This is a genomic window from Sphaerotilus sp. (assembly GCF_034519685.1).
In the GTDB taxonomy this organism is placed as follows: Bacteria; Pseudomonadota; Gammaproteobacteria; order Burkholderiales; family Burkholderiaceae_C; genus Sphaerotilus.
On record NZ_JAXHOF010000006.1, the window covers coordinates 847,120 to 860,361 of the forward strand.

The 13,242-nt window shown below is 68.6% G+C and carries 10 protein-coding genes, 1 tRNA gene and 1 pseudogene; 6 read left to right on the top strand and 6 right to left on the bottom strand.

Annotation, left to right across the window (positions count from 1 at the left end; translation table 11 throughout):
- The first annotated feature begins 11 nt into the window (after positions 1 to 11).
- The 3 genes from mutM (at position 12) to mutY (ending at position 4,011) form a co-directional block, all read left to right on the top strand.
- Positions 12 to 845, top strand: coding sequence for a bifunctional DNA-formamidopyrimidine glycosylase/DNA-(apurinic or apyrimidinic site) lyase (mutM, locus tag U5O44_RS14995; protein ID WP_322589249.1), 834 nt, complete (start codon positions 12 to 14; stop codon positions 843 to 845).
- A gap of 80 nt (positions 846 to 925) precedes the next feature.
- Complete coding sequence (locus U5O44_RS15000; RefSeq protein WP_322589250.1) at positions 926 to 2,980, top strand: dynamin family protein; 2,055 nt, start codon at positions 926 to 928, stop codon at positions 2,978 to 2,980.
- The gene (gene mutY, locus U5O44_RS15005) at positions 2,977 to 4,011 is read left to right on the top strand and encodes an A/G-specific adenine glycosylase (protein WP_322589251.1); all 1,035 of its coding nucleotides are present in this window, start codon (positions 2,977 to 2,979) and stop codon (positions 4,009 to 4,011) included. Before U5O44_RS15000 ends, mutY begins: the two co-directional genes overlap by 4 nt.
- On the opposite strand, the gene U5O44_RS15010 is transcribed toward mutY, so the two are convergent.
- The 4 genes from U5O44_RS15010 to U5O44_RS15025 are packed head-to-tail and all read right to left on the bottom strand — an operon-like array spanning position 4,012 to position 8,211.
- A complete protein-coding gene (locus tag U5O44_RS15010; protein WP_322589252.1) occupies positions 4,012 to 4,671 on the bottom strand; it encodes an LON peptidase substrate-binding domain-containing protein in 660 nt (219 codons plus the stop codon).
- A complete protein-coding gene (gene rapZ / locus U5O44_RS15015; RefSeq protein ID WP_322589253.1) occupies positions 4,668 to 5,606 on the bottom strand; it encodes an RNase adapter RapZ in 939 nt (312 codons plus the stop codon). The genes U5O44_RS15010 and rapZ overlap by 4 nt, the downstream gene beginning before the upstream one ends.
- Before the next feature lie 2 nt (positions 5,607 to 5,608).
- A complete protein-coding gene (recN, locus tag U5O44_RS15020; RefSeq protein WP_322589254.1) occupies positions 5,609 to 7,321 on the bottom strand; it encodes a DNA repair protein RecN in 1,713 nt (570 codons plus the stop codon).
- Positions 7,321 to 8,211 carry an NAD kinase gene (locus U5O44_RS15025; protein ID WP_322589255.1) on the bottom strand — a complete coding sequence of 297 codons (891 nt, stop codon included), beginning with the start codon at positions 8,209 to 8,211 and terminating at the stop codon, positions 7,321 to 7,323. Before U5O44_RS15025 ends, recN begins: the two co-directional genes overlap by 1 nt.
- Positions 8,212 to 8,295: 84 nt before the next feature.
- Between U5O44_RS15025 and hrcA the strand changes: the two genes are divergently transcribed.
- Both hrcA and U5O44_RS15035 read left to right on the top strand, forming a co-directional pair.
- Entirely contained in the window at positions 8,296 to 9,321 is a 1,026-nt protein-coding gene (gene hrcA, locus U5O44_RS15030; protein ID WP_322589256.1) for a heat-inducible transcriptional repressor HrcA, read from the top strand.
- Positions 9,322 to 9,363: 42 nt separating this feature from the next.
- A tRNA-Ile gene (locus U5O44_RS15035) sits at positions 9,364 to 9,441 on the top strand.
- Positions 9,442 to 9,787: 346 nt separating this feature from the next.
- Here U5O44_RS15035 and U5O44_RS15040 read toward each other — a convergent pair.
- A complete protein-coding gene (locus tag U5O44_RS15040; protein ID WP_322589257.1) occupies positions 9,788 to 10,519 on the bottom strand; it encodes a hypothetical protein in 732 nt (243 codons plus the stop codon).
- 105 nt (positions 10,520 to 10,624) lie between these two features.
- Between U5O44_RS15040 and U5O44_RS15045 the strand changes: the two are divergent.
- Positions 10,625 to 11,617 (top strand): annotated as a pseudogene (locus U5O44_RS15045) (site-specific DNA-methyltransferase); the annotation flags it as partial.
- A 254-nt stretch (positions 11,618 to 11,871) separates the two neighbouring features.
- On the opposite strand, the gene U5O44_RS15050 reads toward U5O44_RS15045, so the two are convergent.
- Positions 11,872 to 13,242, bottom strand: coding sequence for an IS4 family transposase (locus U5O44_RS15050; RefSeq protein WP_473964710.1), 1,371 nt, complete (start codon positions 13,240 to 13,242; stop codon positions 11,872 to 11,874).

Sequence of the window (13,242 nt, forward strand, 5' to 3'; positions counted from 1 at the left end):
ATAATGCCGACATGCCTGAATTGCCCGAAGTCGAAGTCACCCGCCTGAGCCTGACCCACCGCATCGAAGGCGCGCGGGTCCGTGCGGCGCGGCTGGGAAAGCCGCTGCGCTGGCCGCTGGGGGTCACGCCGGACAGCCTGCGCGGGGCCGTGGTCGGCCCGTTGCTGCGCCGTGGCAAATACCTCTGGATGCCGCTGCAGCAGGGAGCGGAGCAGGGCGCCGGGGGGCTGTTGCTGCACCTCGGCATGTCCGGCTCGCTGCGCTTCGAGCCGACCCTGCCACCACCCGGTCCGCACGACCATTTCGAGCTGGAGACCGACCGCGGCACGCTGCGCCTGACTGATCCACGCCGCTTCGGCGCGGTGGTCTGGTCGCCCGGTCTGGACCGCGCGCCGGCGGCGACCCTGCTGGCGCGCCTCGGTGTCGAGCCGCTGGAGCGGGCGTTCTCGGCCTCCGTGCTGCACGAGGCCTTGCGCGGGCGGCGGGTGGCCATCAAGCAGGCGCTGCTGGCCGGGGATGTGGTCGTCGGCGTGGGCAACATCTACTGTTCCGAAGCCCTCTTCGAGGCGGGCATCGACCCGGAGACGCCCGCGCAGCAGCTTGGCCCCGAGCGCTGCGAACGGCTGTTCAGGGCGGTCCAGGACGTGCTGCGCCGCGCGCTGGCCGCAGGCGGCTCCACCTTGCGTGATTTCCGCGACGCCCACGGCATGGGCGGTGCCTTCCAGTCGCAGGCCAGCGTGTACGACCGGGCTGGGCTGCCGTGCCTGCGCTGCACCACGCCGATCCGCCGCATCGTGCAAGGACAACGGGCCACCTACTTCTGTCCGGTCTGCCAGCGTCGCTGAGACGGGGGCTGCGCTACCATGCCGATTGACCTTTCAGAGGACGCCTGCATGGGCACAGCGGCACAGCGATGAGCACAGCGATGAGCGAGACTCCCCACGATCTGACCAGCACCACGCCAACCCCTGTCGACTCCGTGCTCACCGAAGCGGATGGCGGCTCGGTCCAGGAGCCGTTTGTCCGCAGTCTGGATGCGCTGGGCGTCTGGCGTGTCACGCTCGAAGAACGGGTGCGCGATCTGGTGCGCTTCCTGCGCGAACAGAGCCTGCTGGATGAAGGTGCGGGCGACCTGCTCGATTCCCTGCGCCAGCGCCTGGCCGGTGAAAAACTGGTGGTGGCCTTTGTCGCCGAGTTCTCGCGCGGCAAGTCCGAGCTGATCAACGCGATCTTCTTCGCCGATGCGGGCCGGCGCATCATGCCCGCCTCGCCCGGGCGCACGACGATGTGCCCGGTCGAGCTGGGCTGGGATCCCGAAGACCCGCCGGGCCTGTCGCTGCTGCCGATCGAGACCCGGCTCGACGGCGCCTCGCTGGCCGAACTGCGCGGACAGCCGCGGCTCTGGCAGCGCCAGCCCATCGACGTGTCCGACCCGGCGTCCTTCGCCCATGCGCTCAATGCCGTCAAGGGCGTGCGGGCCGCCACGGTCGACGAGGCCCGCCAGCTCGGCTTCTGGGACGACGAGCAGCCCGCCGACAACCCGCCGATGCTGGACGACGGCCAGGTCGAGATCCCGCTGTGGCGCCACGCCGTGATCAACGTGCCGCACCCGCTGCTCAAGCGCGGGCTGGTCGTGCTCGACACGCCGGGCCTGAACGCGATCGGCGCCGAGCCGGAGCTGACGGTGGGGCTGCTGCCGAGTGCGCACGTCGTCGTGTTCGTGCTGGGCGCGGATACGGGCGTGACCAAGTCGGATCTGGAGATCTGGCGCGACCATCTGGCTTCCCAGGCGCTGACGCGCTTTGTCGTGCTGAACAAGATCGACGCGCTGGTCGATCCCCTGTCGTCCACCGAGGAGAACGAGGCCCAGATCACCCAGCAGTGCGTGCAGGTGTCGCGCACGCTGGAGATGCCGATGGGGCGGGTGTTTCCGCTGTCGGCGCGGCAGGCACTGGAGGCGCGGGTCGAGGGCAATGCCCAGCTGCTGGCCGACAGCCGCCTGCTGGCGCTGGAGCAGGCGCTGGCGCAGCAGCTGCTGCCACAGCGCCGCGCGGTGTTCGAGCAGCTCACGCTGGAGGCGCTGGCGGTGGTGCAGCAGCAGACCTCGCGCAACCTCACCGATCTGCGCTGCCACCTCTCCGAGCAGCTGCACGAGCTGCGCAGCCTGCGCGGGCGCAGCAGTGGCAAGGTGGCGCTGATGCTGCAGCGGGTGGGGGCCGAGACGGTCGAGTTCGAGCAGTGCACCACCCAGATCCAGGCACTGCGCACGGTGCATTCGCGCACGCTGCGCAGCGTGCTGAACGGCCTGTCGGGCGAGCCCCTGCGCGGGTTGGTGGACGGCATGATCCGCTCGATCCGCGAGTCCTTCCTCAAGCTCGGGGCGCGGCGCTCCTTCGTGCAGCTCTTCGCCGATCTGCGCCAGGCACTCGACACGGCGCAGAAGGACGCGCAGGACCTGCGCGACATGCTCGCCGGCTCGTTCACCCGGCTCAACGCCGAATACGGCTTCTCCCTGGCGACACCGTCGGCCCCGGAGCTGTCGCGCTTCCGCGATGACCTGGCGCTGATCGAGCGCAACTATGTGCAGTACCTCGGGCTGGGCCAGGCGATGCGGCTGGCGCAGCCGCGTTTCCTGGAGCAGTTCCGCCGGATGCTGATGTCGCGGCTGCGGGTGGTGTTCGAGAGCGCGGCCAGCGAGATCGAGCTGTGGAGCCGTGCCACCTCGGCGCAGGTCGACGCCCAGCTGCGCGAACGCCGCAAGACCTTCAAGCGCCGGCGCGAGTCGCTGGAGCGCATCCGCACGGCGGCCAGCGACCTGGAGGCGCGGCTGACGGAGCTGGAGGCGCAGGACCAGCGGCTGGCATCGATCGAGGTGCGGCTGCACGCGCTGTTCGAGCGCACCCGGCGTGCCGCGACCCGCCACGAGATGGGACTGGCGAGCGACTTTGGCGCGTTGCCCTCTGCTGCCGCGTCGGCATGAGCCGCCTCGCCGACACGCTGGTCGCCTGGCAGCGCACCCATGGCCGCCATGCCTTGCCCTGGCAGAACACCCGCGATCCCTACCGGGTCTGGCTGTCGGAAATCATGCTGCAGCAGACGCAGGTGGCGGCCGTGCTGCGCTACTACGCGCGGTTCCTGGAGCGCTTTCCGGACGTGCACAGCCTGGCCGCTGCACCGCTGGATGATGTGCTGGCCTTGTGGAGCGGCCTGGGCTACTACAGCCGTGCCCGCAACCTGCACCGCTGCGCGCAGACCGTGGTCAACGCGCACGGCGGTGTCTTTCCGCCGAGTGCCGCGGTGCTGGCCGAGCTGCCCGGCATCGGGCGCTCGACCGCGGCGGCGATCGCGGCGTTCTGTCATGAGGAGCGGGTCGCCATCCTCGACGGCAATGTCAAGCGTGTGCTGAGCCGCGCGCTGGCCTTCGATGGCGATCTGGCCCAGCCCGCGCAGGAGCGTCTGCTCTGGCAGCACGCCACCGCGCTGCTGCCCGCCGACCGCACCGACATGCCCGCCTACACGCAAGGCCTGATGGACCTGGGCGCCACGGTCTGCGCGCGCGGCAAGCCCGATTGCCTGCTCTGCCCCTGGTCCGGGCTGTGCGCTGCGCGGGCGTCGGGTCGGATGACCGACTACCCGGTGCGCACCCGCAAGCTCAAGCGCTCGCGCCGCGAGAACTGGTGCCTCTGGCTGCAGACGCCCGACGCCGTGTGGCTGCAGCAGCGGCCGGGCAGCGGCATCTGGGCCGGGCTGTGGTCGCTGCCGATGTTCGACGATGTGTCGGCGCTGCAGGCCGTGGTGGGTGTGGCGGCGCAGCGTGTGGTGGCCTTGCCCGGCTTTGTCCATGTGCTCACCCACCTGGACTGGACCTTGCATCCGCACCGGCTGGAGCTGGCCCAGCCCGAGGCTGACGGGGTGGCGGCGGCGCTGGGCGATGGTCGCTGGTGGCCGCGGGACCAGCTCGACCGCATCGGCCTGCCGGCGCCCTTCGGCCGGTTGCTGATTGGTCGCTGATCAGTCGCTGACGATGCCGTGGCGGCGCAGGAAGCCGTCCACCAGCTGCAGCCGCGCATGCGGGTCCGGCAGCATCATCAGCTTGTGGCGCGTCGGCAGTGGAATGGGCAGGATCTCGCACCAGCGGTTGGCCACCCAGCCGGCATCGTCCAGCGCATGGGGCGCCAGAAACGGCTCCTGATCGCGCGCCTGCAGGGTCGCGATGGCCCGCTGCAGGGCGGCGACACTGGCCTGGAAATCGGGCCGCGGCGCTTCGGTGGCATCCGCCTCCTGCAGCACGGCATCGGCACGCCACAGGCCATCGGGCGCCTGGTGGACCTGCGACACAGTGAAGCGCTGCACGCCGCGGCAGCGGATCTGCAGAATCCCGGCCTGCGGGCTGTCGCAGTCGATCAGCTCCGCCAGGCAGCCTTCGTGCTCGAAACGCACCTCGCCGTCTTCGGTGCGCACCTCGGCGCCCTGCATCAGCGTCACCACCCCGAAGGGTGCGCCGCTGCGCAGGCACTGCGTCACCATGTCGAGGTAGCGGGTCTCGAACACCTTCAGCGACAGCAGGCCTTGCGGAAACAGCACCGTCCCCAGCGGAAACAGCGGCAGATGGGGCAGCAGGTCACCGAAGGCGCCCCGCACACCGGCTTGCGTGTCGGTGCGGCCGGTCATGTGTGGGCCGCCGCGGCCTCGCGGGCCTCGATCTCGCGGTGGCGGATCAGCGTCGGGATGCGGTCGCGGAAACGCGCCGCGAGCTGCTCGGCCGAGTACACCGAGCGGTGCTGGCCGCCGGTGCAGCCGATCGCCACCGTCAGGTAGCTGCGCTGGTCCTGCTCGTAGGCGGGCAGCCAGCGGGCCAGGAAGCCTTCGATCTGCGCCAGCATCTCGGCCACTTCGGGCTGGGCGCGCAGGAAGTCGATCACGCCGGCGTCCCGCCCGTTCAGCGCCCGCAATTCGCGCACGTAATGCGGATTCGGCAGCACGCGCAGGTCGAACACCAGGTCGGCGTCGCGCGGCACGCCATGCTTGAAGGCAAACGACTCGAACACCAGCGTCAGCGACGACTGCGCGGCGCCAACCAGCTGGCGCACCCAGGAGCGCAGCTGCGTCGGGCGCAGGTCGCTAGTGTCGATCACGGTGCTGATCTCGCGCAGCAGGCTGAGCATCTCGCGCTCGCGCTCGATGGCCTCGCCGAGCGCGGAGCGGGACTGGCCGTTGTCGTCGTCCTCGGCCGACAGCGGGTGGCGGCGGCGGGTTTCCGAGAAGCGGCGCACCAGCGTCTCGGTGCGCGAGTCCAGGAAGATCGGCAGCACCGGCGTGCCCTCGCGCCGCAGGGCGTCGATGACCGGCAGCAGCTTGGGCAGCGAAGACGCGGTGCGCACGTCCGCCGCGATCGCCAGCCGGCGGGTGGGGAACTTGCGCTCCAGCCGGATGAAGTCGTGCAGCAGCTCGGGGGGCAGGTTGTCGACACAGAAATAGCCGGCGTCCTCCAGGGCATTGAGTGCCACGGACTTGCCGGAGCCCGAGATGCCCGAGATCAGGACCACGGGGGGCACCTTTTCCGGCACCGGGGTGGCTGGGCTGCTGTCGTTGTCGTGCTCGTGCATGTTCAGGGAACGCGGTTGGTCTGGAGGGGCTGTGGGCGGGAATCCACGGCTGCGAGCATCTCACGGGCATGCGCCAGACCGGCGTCCGAGCGCGCTTGTCCGCCCAGCATGCGGGCAATTTCGCCGATGCGCTCATTGGCATCCAGCGTGCGGATGTCGCTGCGCGTGCGGCCAGCCTCGCTGGCCTTGCTGACCAGCAGGTGCGTGTCGGCGCAGGCGGCAACCTGCGGCAGGTGCGTGACCGCCAGCACCTGCCGTTCGCGGCCCAGGCGGCGCATCAGCTGGCCGACCGTGTCCGCCACTGCGCCGCCCACGCCCGAATCGACCTCGTCGAAGATCAGCGTGGCCGCGCCCGTGCCCCGCGCCTGGCGCTGCTGGCTGGTGGTCACGGCAATCGCCAGCGCGATGCGCGACAGCTCGCCACCCGAGGCGACCTTGCCCAGCGGCCGCGGCGTGCTGCCCGCGTGGCCGGCGACGAGGAACTCGGCCGACTCCAGCCCATGCGACTGCGGCTCCGGCAGCGGCTCCAGCGCGATCTCGAAGCGCCCGCCGCCCATGCCCAGCGCCTGCATCGCGGCGGTGACCGCGGCAGCCAGGGTCGGCGCGGCCTGGTGGCGCGCGGCGGAGACGCGGCTGGCGGCGGCCAGGTAGTGCTGCCAGGCCACCTCGGCCTGCTGCTGCAGTGCGTCGAGGTCGGCGGTGGCGTCGATTTCCTGGAGCTGCGTGCGCCACTGCGCCAGCATCGCCGGCAACTCTTCCGGCAAGCGCCGGTAGCGCCGCGCCAGCCCGACCCAGGACGACAGCCGGTCGTCGAGTTCGCCGAGCCGGTCGGGGTCGAGTTCGGTGCGGCGCAGCAGGGCGCCCAGGCTGTGCGCGGCGTCGGCGAGCTGCGCCTGGGCGCTCTGCAGCACCTCGATGACCTCCTGCAGCTCGGGCGCGTAGCCGCTGACTTCGCTGAGCGTGTCCAGCGCGCGGCCGGTGAGCGTGTCGGCGCTGGCCTCGCCCTCGCTGGTGACCTCGATGGCCGTGCGCAGCGCGTCGAGGATGGCCTGTGCGTGCGCCAGCCGCTGGTGCTCGGCGTTCAGCTCGGCCCATTCATGGTCGCCGGGGGCCAGCTTGTCCACCTCGCCGATCTGCCAGGCCAGCCGTTCGCGCTCCAGCGCCCGCTCGGCGCCTTGCTGGCGCGCGGTGTCGAGCCGGGCCTGCTGCGTGCGCCACTGCTGCCAGGCGTCGGCCATGTGGCGCGGATCGATCGCGGCGTAGTCGTCGAGCAGCGCACGCACCGAGGCGGGCCGCGTCAGGCTTTGCCAGGCGTGCTGGCCGTGGATGTCCACCAGGTGCTCGCCGACCTCCTTGAGCTGACCGACCGTCGCCGGGCTGCCGTTGATCCAGGCGCGGCTCTTGCCCTGCGCATCCACCGTGCGGCGCAGCAGCAGGGCGGTCGGTGCGTCGTCCTGGGCCTCGAAGCCGGCCTCGTCCAGCCACGCGGTCAGCGCGGCGGGAATCGGCTCGAACTCGGCGCTGATCTCCGCCCGCGTCTCGCCTTCACGCACCACGCCCGCATCGCCCCGCCCGCCGAGCGCCAGCTGCAGCGCGTCGATCAGGATCGACTTGCCGGCGCCAGTCTCGCCGGTCAGCACGGCGAAGCCGGGTTGAAACTCCACCTCCAGCCGGCTGACGATCACGAAGTGGCGCAGGGACAGCCGTCTGAGCATCAGTGGCCTCCGTCGCCGGGCATGACCCCTTCGTTCCAGTGCAGCTTGTGGCGCAGCGTGGCGTAGTAGTTCCAGCCGCGCGGGTGCAGGAAGCGCACGCGGTGGTCGGAGCGCTTGACGAGGATCCTGTCGCCGTGCAGCAGGCTGGCCAGCGACTGCATGTCGAAGTTCACCGACGGCTCGCGCGCCGAGACGATCTCGATGCTGATCTCGCCCGAATCGGGCAGCACGATCGGCCGGTTCGACAGCATGTGCGGCGCGATCGGCACCATCAGCCAGCCCGCCACGCCCGGGTGCAGGATCGGCCCGCCCGCCGACAGCGCGTACGCCGTCGAGCCGGTCGGCGACGACACGATCAGTCCGTCGGCGCGGAAGTTGGCGACGAACTGGCCGTCCACCTCGACGCGCAGCTCCAGCATCGAGGTCGTGCCGCTGCGCAGCACCACGTCGTTCATCGCCACCGCCGCGTAGATCGCCTCGCCGCCACGCACCACGCGGCCGTCGAGCATCGCGCGGTGCTCTTCCTCGTAGTCGCCGGCCAGCATCGCGCGCAGTGCCTGCGTCACGCGGGCCACGGGGATGTCGGTGATGAAGCCGAGCCGACCCTGGTTGATGCCCACCATCGGCACGCCGTAGCGCGCCAGCGTGCGCGCGATGCCGAGCATGGTGCCGTCACCGCCGACGACGATGGCCAGGTCGCAGTGCTGGCCCAGCTCGTCGGGGGTGAGCATCGGGTAGCCGGTCAGACCGGTGTTGAGCGCCGTGTCGGCTTCGATCGACACCTCCAGCCCACGGCGTGTGAGCAGGTGGGCGATCTCTTCCAGCAGCGGGCGCATGCCTTGTGCCTGGTACTTGCCGATGAGCGCGGCGTGTCGGAATCGGCTGGTCATGCAGAAATTACACCACAGGCGTTTGACAGTTCCCCGCGGGCTGAACCCCACCCGGGTACCCCTGCGAACTCTACAATCGGTTGCATGATGGATGACCGCGCGAAGATGCTTCTGAAGACGCTCGTCGAGCGCTATATCGCCGACGGCCAGCCCGTGGGGTCGCGCACGTTGTCGAAGACCTCGGGGCTGGAGCTGTCGCCCGCCACGATCCGCAACGTGATGGCCGACCTCGAAGAACTCGGCCTCATCGCCAGCCCGCACACCTCGGCCGGCCGCATCCCCACCACCCGCGGCTACCGCGTCTTCGTCGACACGATGCTCACGGCCGGCCCGATCCAGCGCTTCGAGGATTCGTCGATGGCGCCGCTGATCGAGCCGCTGCAGCCCGACCAGCCCAAGCGCGTCATCGCCAGCGCGGCGCACCTGCTGTCCAACCTGTCGCACTTCGTCGGCGTGGTCACCGCGCCGCGCAAGGTCAGCATCTTCCGGCACATGGAATTCCTGCGGCTTGGCGAACGGCGGGTGCTGCTGATCCTGGTCTCGCCGGACGGCGACGTGCAGAACCGCGTGCTCTTCACCGCGCAGGACTACACCCAGAGCCAGCTCGTCGAGGCCACCAACTACCTCAACACCCACTACGCCGGGCTCACGATCGAGGCGGTGCGCGAGCGGCTCAAGGGCGAGGTGGACGCCCTGCGCAGCGAGATCGCCGCGCTGATGCAGGCGGCGGTGCAGGCCGGCAGCGAGGCCGCGAGCGACGACTCGGCGCGGGTCGTCATCTCCGGCGAGCGCAACATGCTGCAGGTCAGCGACTTCGGCAGCGACCTCGGCTCGCTGCGCAAGATGTTCGACCTGTTCGAGCACAAGACGCAGCTCATGCGCCTGCTCGACGGCTCCAGCCGCGCCGAGGGTGTGCGCATCTACATCGGCGGCGAGAGCGGCGTGGTGCCGATCAGCGACCTCTCGGTGGTCTCGGCGCCCTACGAGGTGGACGGGCAGGTGGTCGGCACGCTGGGCGTGATCGGGCCGACCCGCATGGCGTATGAGCGGATGATCCAGATCGTGGACATCACGGCGCGGCTGGTGGGGAACGCGCTGAGCCAGAAGTAGAAAACGCCTGCAGGCCTCCACTACAATGGCGCTCCTCCTCGGGGGCCGCTAGCTCATGTTGGTTAGAGCAGCAGACTCATAATCTGTTGGTGCCGTGTTCGACTCACGGGCGGCCTACCAATCAAATCAAGGACTTAGGCGCGAGACCGCACTGCCGGGATGGCAGTGGTGGTGCTCCGTAGCCTCCCTGTAGGCGCGGTGCAAGCACTTTTCGCGTGCCTCACGCCGCCAGCGGCTCCCCATGCGCCCGCAGGTTTTCCACCACGATGCACTGCGGATGTAGTGCTGCTCCGTTCCCGTCAGGGAATCCGGCTTCTCGGCCAGCGTCAGGCAGTGTCCAAAAACAGGAAGCCGGCGCATGGCCGGCTTCTGACGGGGCGCATCTGGATGTCGTCAGCGTGGTTTGGGCGACTTCACCTGACCCACGACTTCCGTGTCTGCCCAACTACCCAGGCGCGTCTTGATCTCACGCAACGTCGGAACCTGCGCACGCTCCATGCGGCAGCGAGCTTGATCCAACTTCTCTCTGGGTGTCATCGTCGCGGATGCCTGGGGTCTTGCACCCGGCGTCTTGTGCGTAGCGGTTTTCATCATCGTCATCCCTAAGAGGCCACTCCATCACAACCTGATTCAGCCGCTTGGAGCGGTGATGGTCAGAGTAGCCTGCCTGTCCATAGTACGGTACGACTGCTTCTAGCGGGTTGAGCACCCTGATTCCAGTGCAATGCGGTGGTTTTTTGTGGCAGATCTGCGATCTGAAGACGTACAAGCCGAAGACCACCAAGGTCAGCATAGACCCCTTCAACGGATTGTCGGTGGCGGTGGCTTCAACATGAGTCAGGGAAATCCATCGCTTCTTGCGGGACACCCGAGCCACGGCCATGCCACATAGCTGTCCCTTGACCAGGAATGCCAAATCCAACCGGGCGGCTCCGCAGCCCCAAAGTGGCTCCATGATCCCCGAGGCCCAGTCCCAGCCGACCTTGCGGTCGGGGTTCCCGTACCAGTCTCGTTCAGCTCTGCGCAAGATGTCCTCGTCGATGGAGACGACATCTACCCGAGTGCGCAGCTCTCGAAATGTGGCCTCTTCAATGAGTTCACGGGTGTGCAGCCTGTACGCCCGGTAGCGTTGCGTGGCTTGAGAAAAACTGCTGGACAACGGCTCCACTCCCTTGGTGTTTTTTGCATTTTGCCCCATGGGGCAGGCGCCCGCTACACTCGCCGCGACCACCGACAACCCAAGGCTTGGCCTCACGGATCACCGTGCCGAGCCTTTTTTCATGGCGCAGGGGAGACTGACGAGATGCCGTTTCTGGACTGGGTGAACAAGGCGCAGGCGGTGCGCGTGGCGGGGGCGGTGCCGTATCACCTGCTGAATGTCGAGTCGGTGCAGGGGGACGCGGCGGCCGAGAACCTGCTGATCCAGGGCGACAACCTGCTGGCGCTGAAGGCGCTGTTGCCGTTTTATCGGGGGCGGGTGAAGTGCGTGTTCATCGACCCGCCGTACAACACGCAAAGCGCGTTCGAGCACTACGACGACAAGCTCGAACACAGCCAGTGGCTGAGCATGATGCACCCGCGTCTGGTGCTGCTGCGCGAGCTGTTGGCCGAGGATGGCAGCATCTGGGTGACGATCGACGACAACGAGGCGCATTACCTCAAGGTGCTGATGGACGAGGTGTTCGGGCGGACGAACTTCGTCACCAATGTCGTTTGGCAGAAGGCTTACACCTCGAACCAGACTGCTCTGCACGTCTCCAACACACACGACCATCTTTTGCTCTACGCGAAGAACCATTCCGCCCTGACGATCGGCAAAGTCCCCCGCACTGACGAGCAAAGGGCTACTTTCAAGAATCCAGACGGCGATCCACGCGGTCCTTGGAAAGCTGAGAACCTGTCTGCAGGCAAGTTCTACTCGGCTGGGCAATTTCCCATCACAGGACCATTCGGCGAGGTCTTCTTGCCACCGAAGGGGCGCTACTGGCGGTGCAACGAAGAGCAGTACAAGGCGTGGCTGGCCGACAGTCGAATTACCTTCGGCTTGAAGGAGACCGGGCGCCCGATGCTCAAGAAATATCTGAACGAGATGGTCGATGGACTGACACCGAATACTTGGTGGGAGCATGGTCAGTTCGGGAGCAACAAGGAGGCGAGCCTTGATCTCAAAGCACTGTTTCCTGATCTGCCGGAGGTGTTCGCTACACCCAAGCCAGAGAAGTTGCTGCGGGGCATCCTGCAGATCGCCACCCAGGTCGGTGATGTCGTGCTCGACAGCTTCCTCGGCTCGGGCACCACCGCCGCCGTGGCGCACAAGATGGGCCGGCGCTACATCGGCATCGAGCTGGGCGACCACGCACGAAGCCACTGTCTGCCGCGCTTGCAGAAGGTCATCGACGGCGAGCAGGGCGGGATTTCCGCTGCGGTGGGCTGGCAGGGCGGCGGCGGTTTCCGCTTCTACACGCTGGGCGAGCCGGTGTTCGACGCCGACGGCGGCATCAACCTCGCCGTGACCTTCGGTGCGCTGGCCGGCTACCTCTGGCCATCCCATTACACACAAGCCCCCATCTCCTTAGCGAAGCGCACGCCCCGCACGAAGGTGTTGACCTCGTGCATGCCCAGCCAGAGGGTCTTCGCACCGGGTTCACCGTCATGCTTGCGCCCCAGGAAGCCGCCGAGCTGAGCGATCAGGCGCACCACGGTGTTGAGCTTCGGGCGCTCCTTCGGGGGCTTCTTGCGGTTGAGGATGAACGCCGCCTGCCACTCGATGTCCTCGAAGAACAGCTCGGCCGGCAACTCGGGCAACTGCCGGCCCAGCCGCATCAGCCGGTTGATGCGCCAGGCGATGATCAGGTACATCGCCAGGGCCGTCTCCAGCCGATCGATGTGACCGAGCTGCAGCCGCTCGACCCGGCAGCCCTCCTTGAGCACCAGGAACAGCAGCTCGATCTCCCAGCGGGCTCGGTACCACTCCACCATCTCGGCCGCCTGCTCCAGCGTCTGGACCGCTCGGTTGCTCAGCAGCCGCCAGATCACCGGCTTGGCCCCGACCGGCACATTCACCTCGCTGGCGATCACGCACGTCATCTCGATGGCTGGCCGCCCCGGCTCACCGGCCTTGTCCGGCCCCGCCGCCTTGAGCACCACGCGCTGCGCCCGCAGCTCCTGCTGCACCACTCGCGCCTTGCGCCCTCGCCCGGCCGGCATCTCGAACACCACCGTGCCCAGCGACTCGCTTGCCATCACCTTGGACCACAGCTTGCCCGCCTGCTTGCCCGGCAGCACCCGGTCATGCTGCGCCCTCACCAGCACGTCCACCGCCCAGCCGCTGCACTGTCCACGCTCGAACAGCGCCATCGTGTCCGACTCCCGGTCCCCCACGCACACCAGCCTCGTCTCGGGCAGCCCCTCTGCCAGCCCCACCAGGTGCGTGTAGCTCTCCACCCAGCGCACTCCCTCGTCGATCTGCCCGTCCTGCCCCTTGGGCTGCCGGGCCCAGTTCCACGCATTCACCAGCCCCAGCGGCTCTCGATGCGGCGTCACCGCGTATGTCGGATGCACGTACAGCCCCCGCCGCGCCTCGTAGTTCAGCCGCCCCAGCCCCTGCGCGCTCTGCCCGTCAAACTCCAGCTCCGTCGTGTCCTGCAAGCACAGCACCACCGCCTGCGCCTGCATGCGCCGAACGCTGGCCTGCGCGTGCGCCTGCAGCACCGCTTCCCCGCTCGTGTCCTCGTGCCCCAGGAACCGGTACGCCGCCTGCGTCTGACCCCAGTCCCCGCACGCCTTCGGAATGCTCGCCCCAGGGCTCTGCGCCAACTGCTCCGCCAGCAGCACCGCTCGCTTGTCCAGCCTCGCGTCGCCCAGCGACAGCGTCCTCAGTTCTTCTTGCGCCCACTTCGTCATCCCGACAGTTTCCCTCAC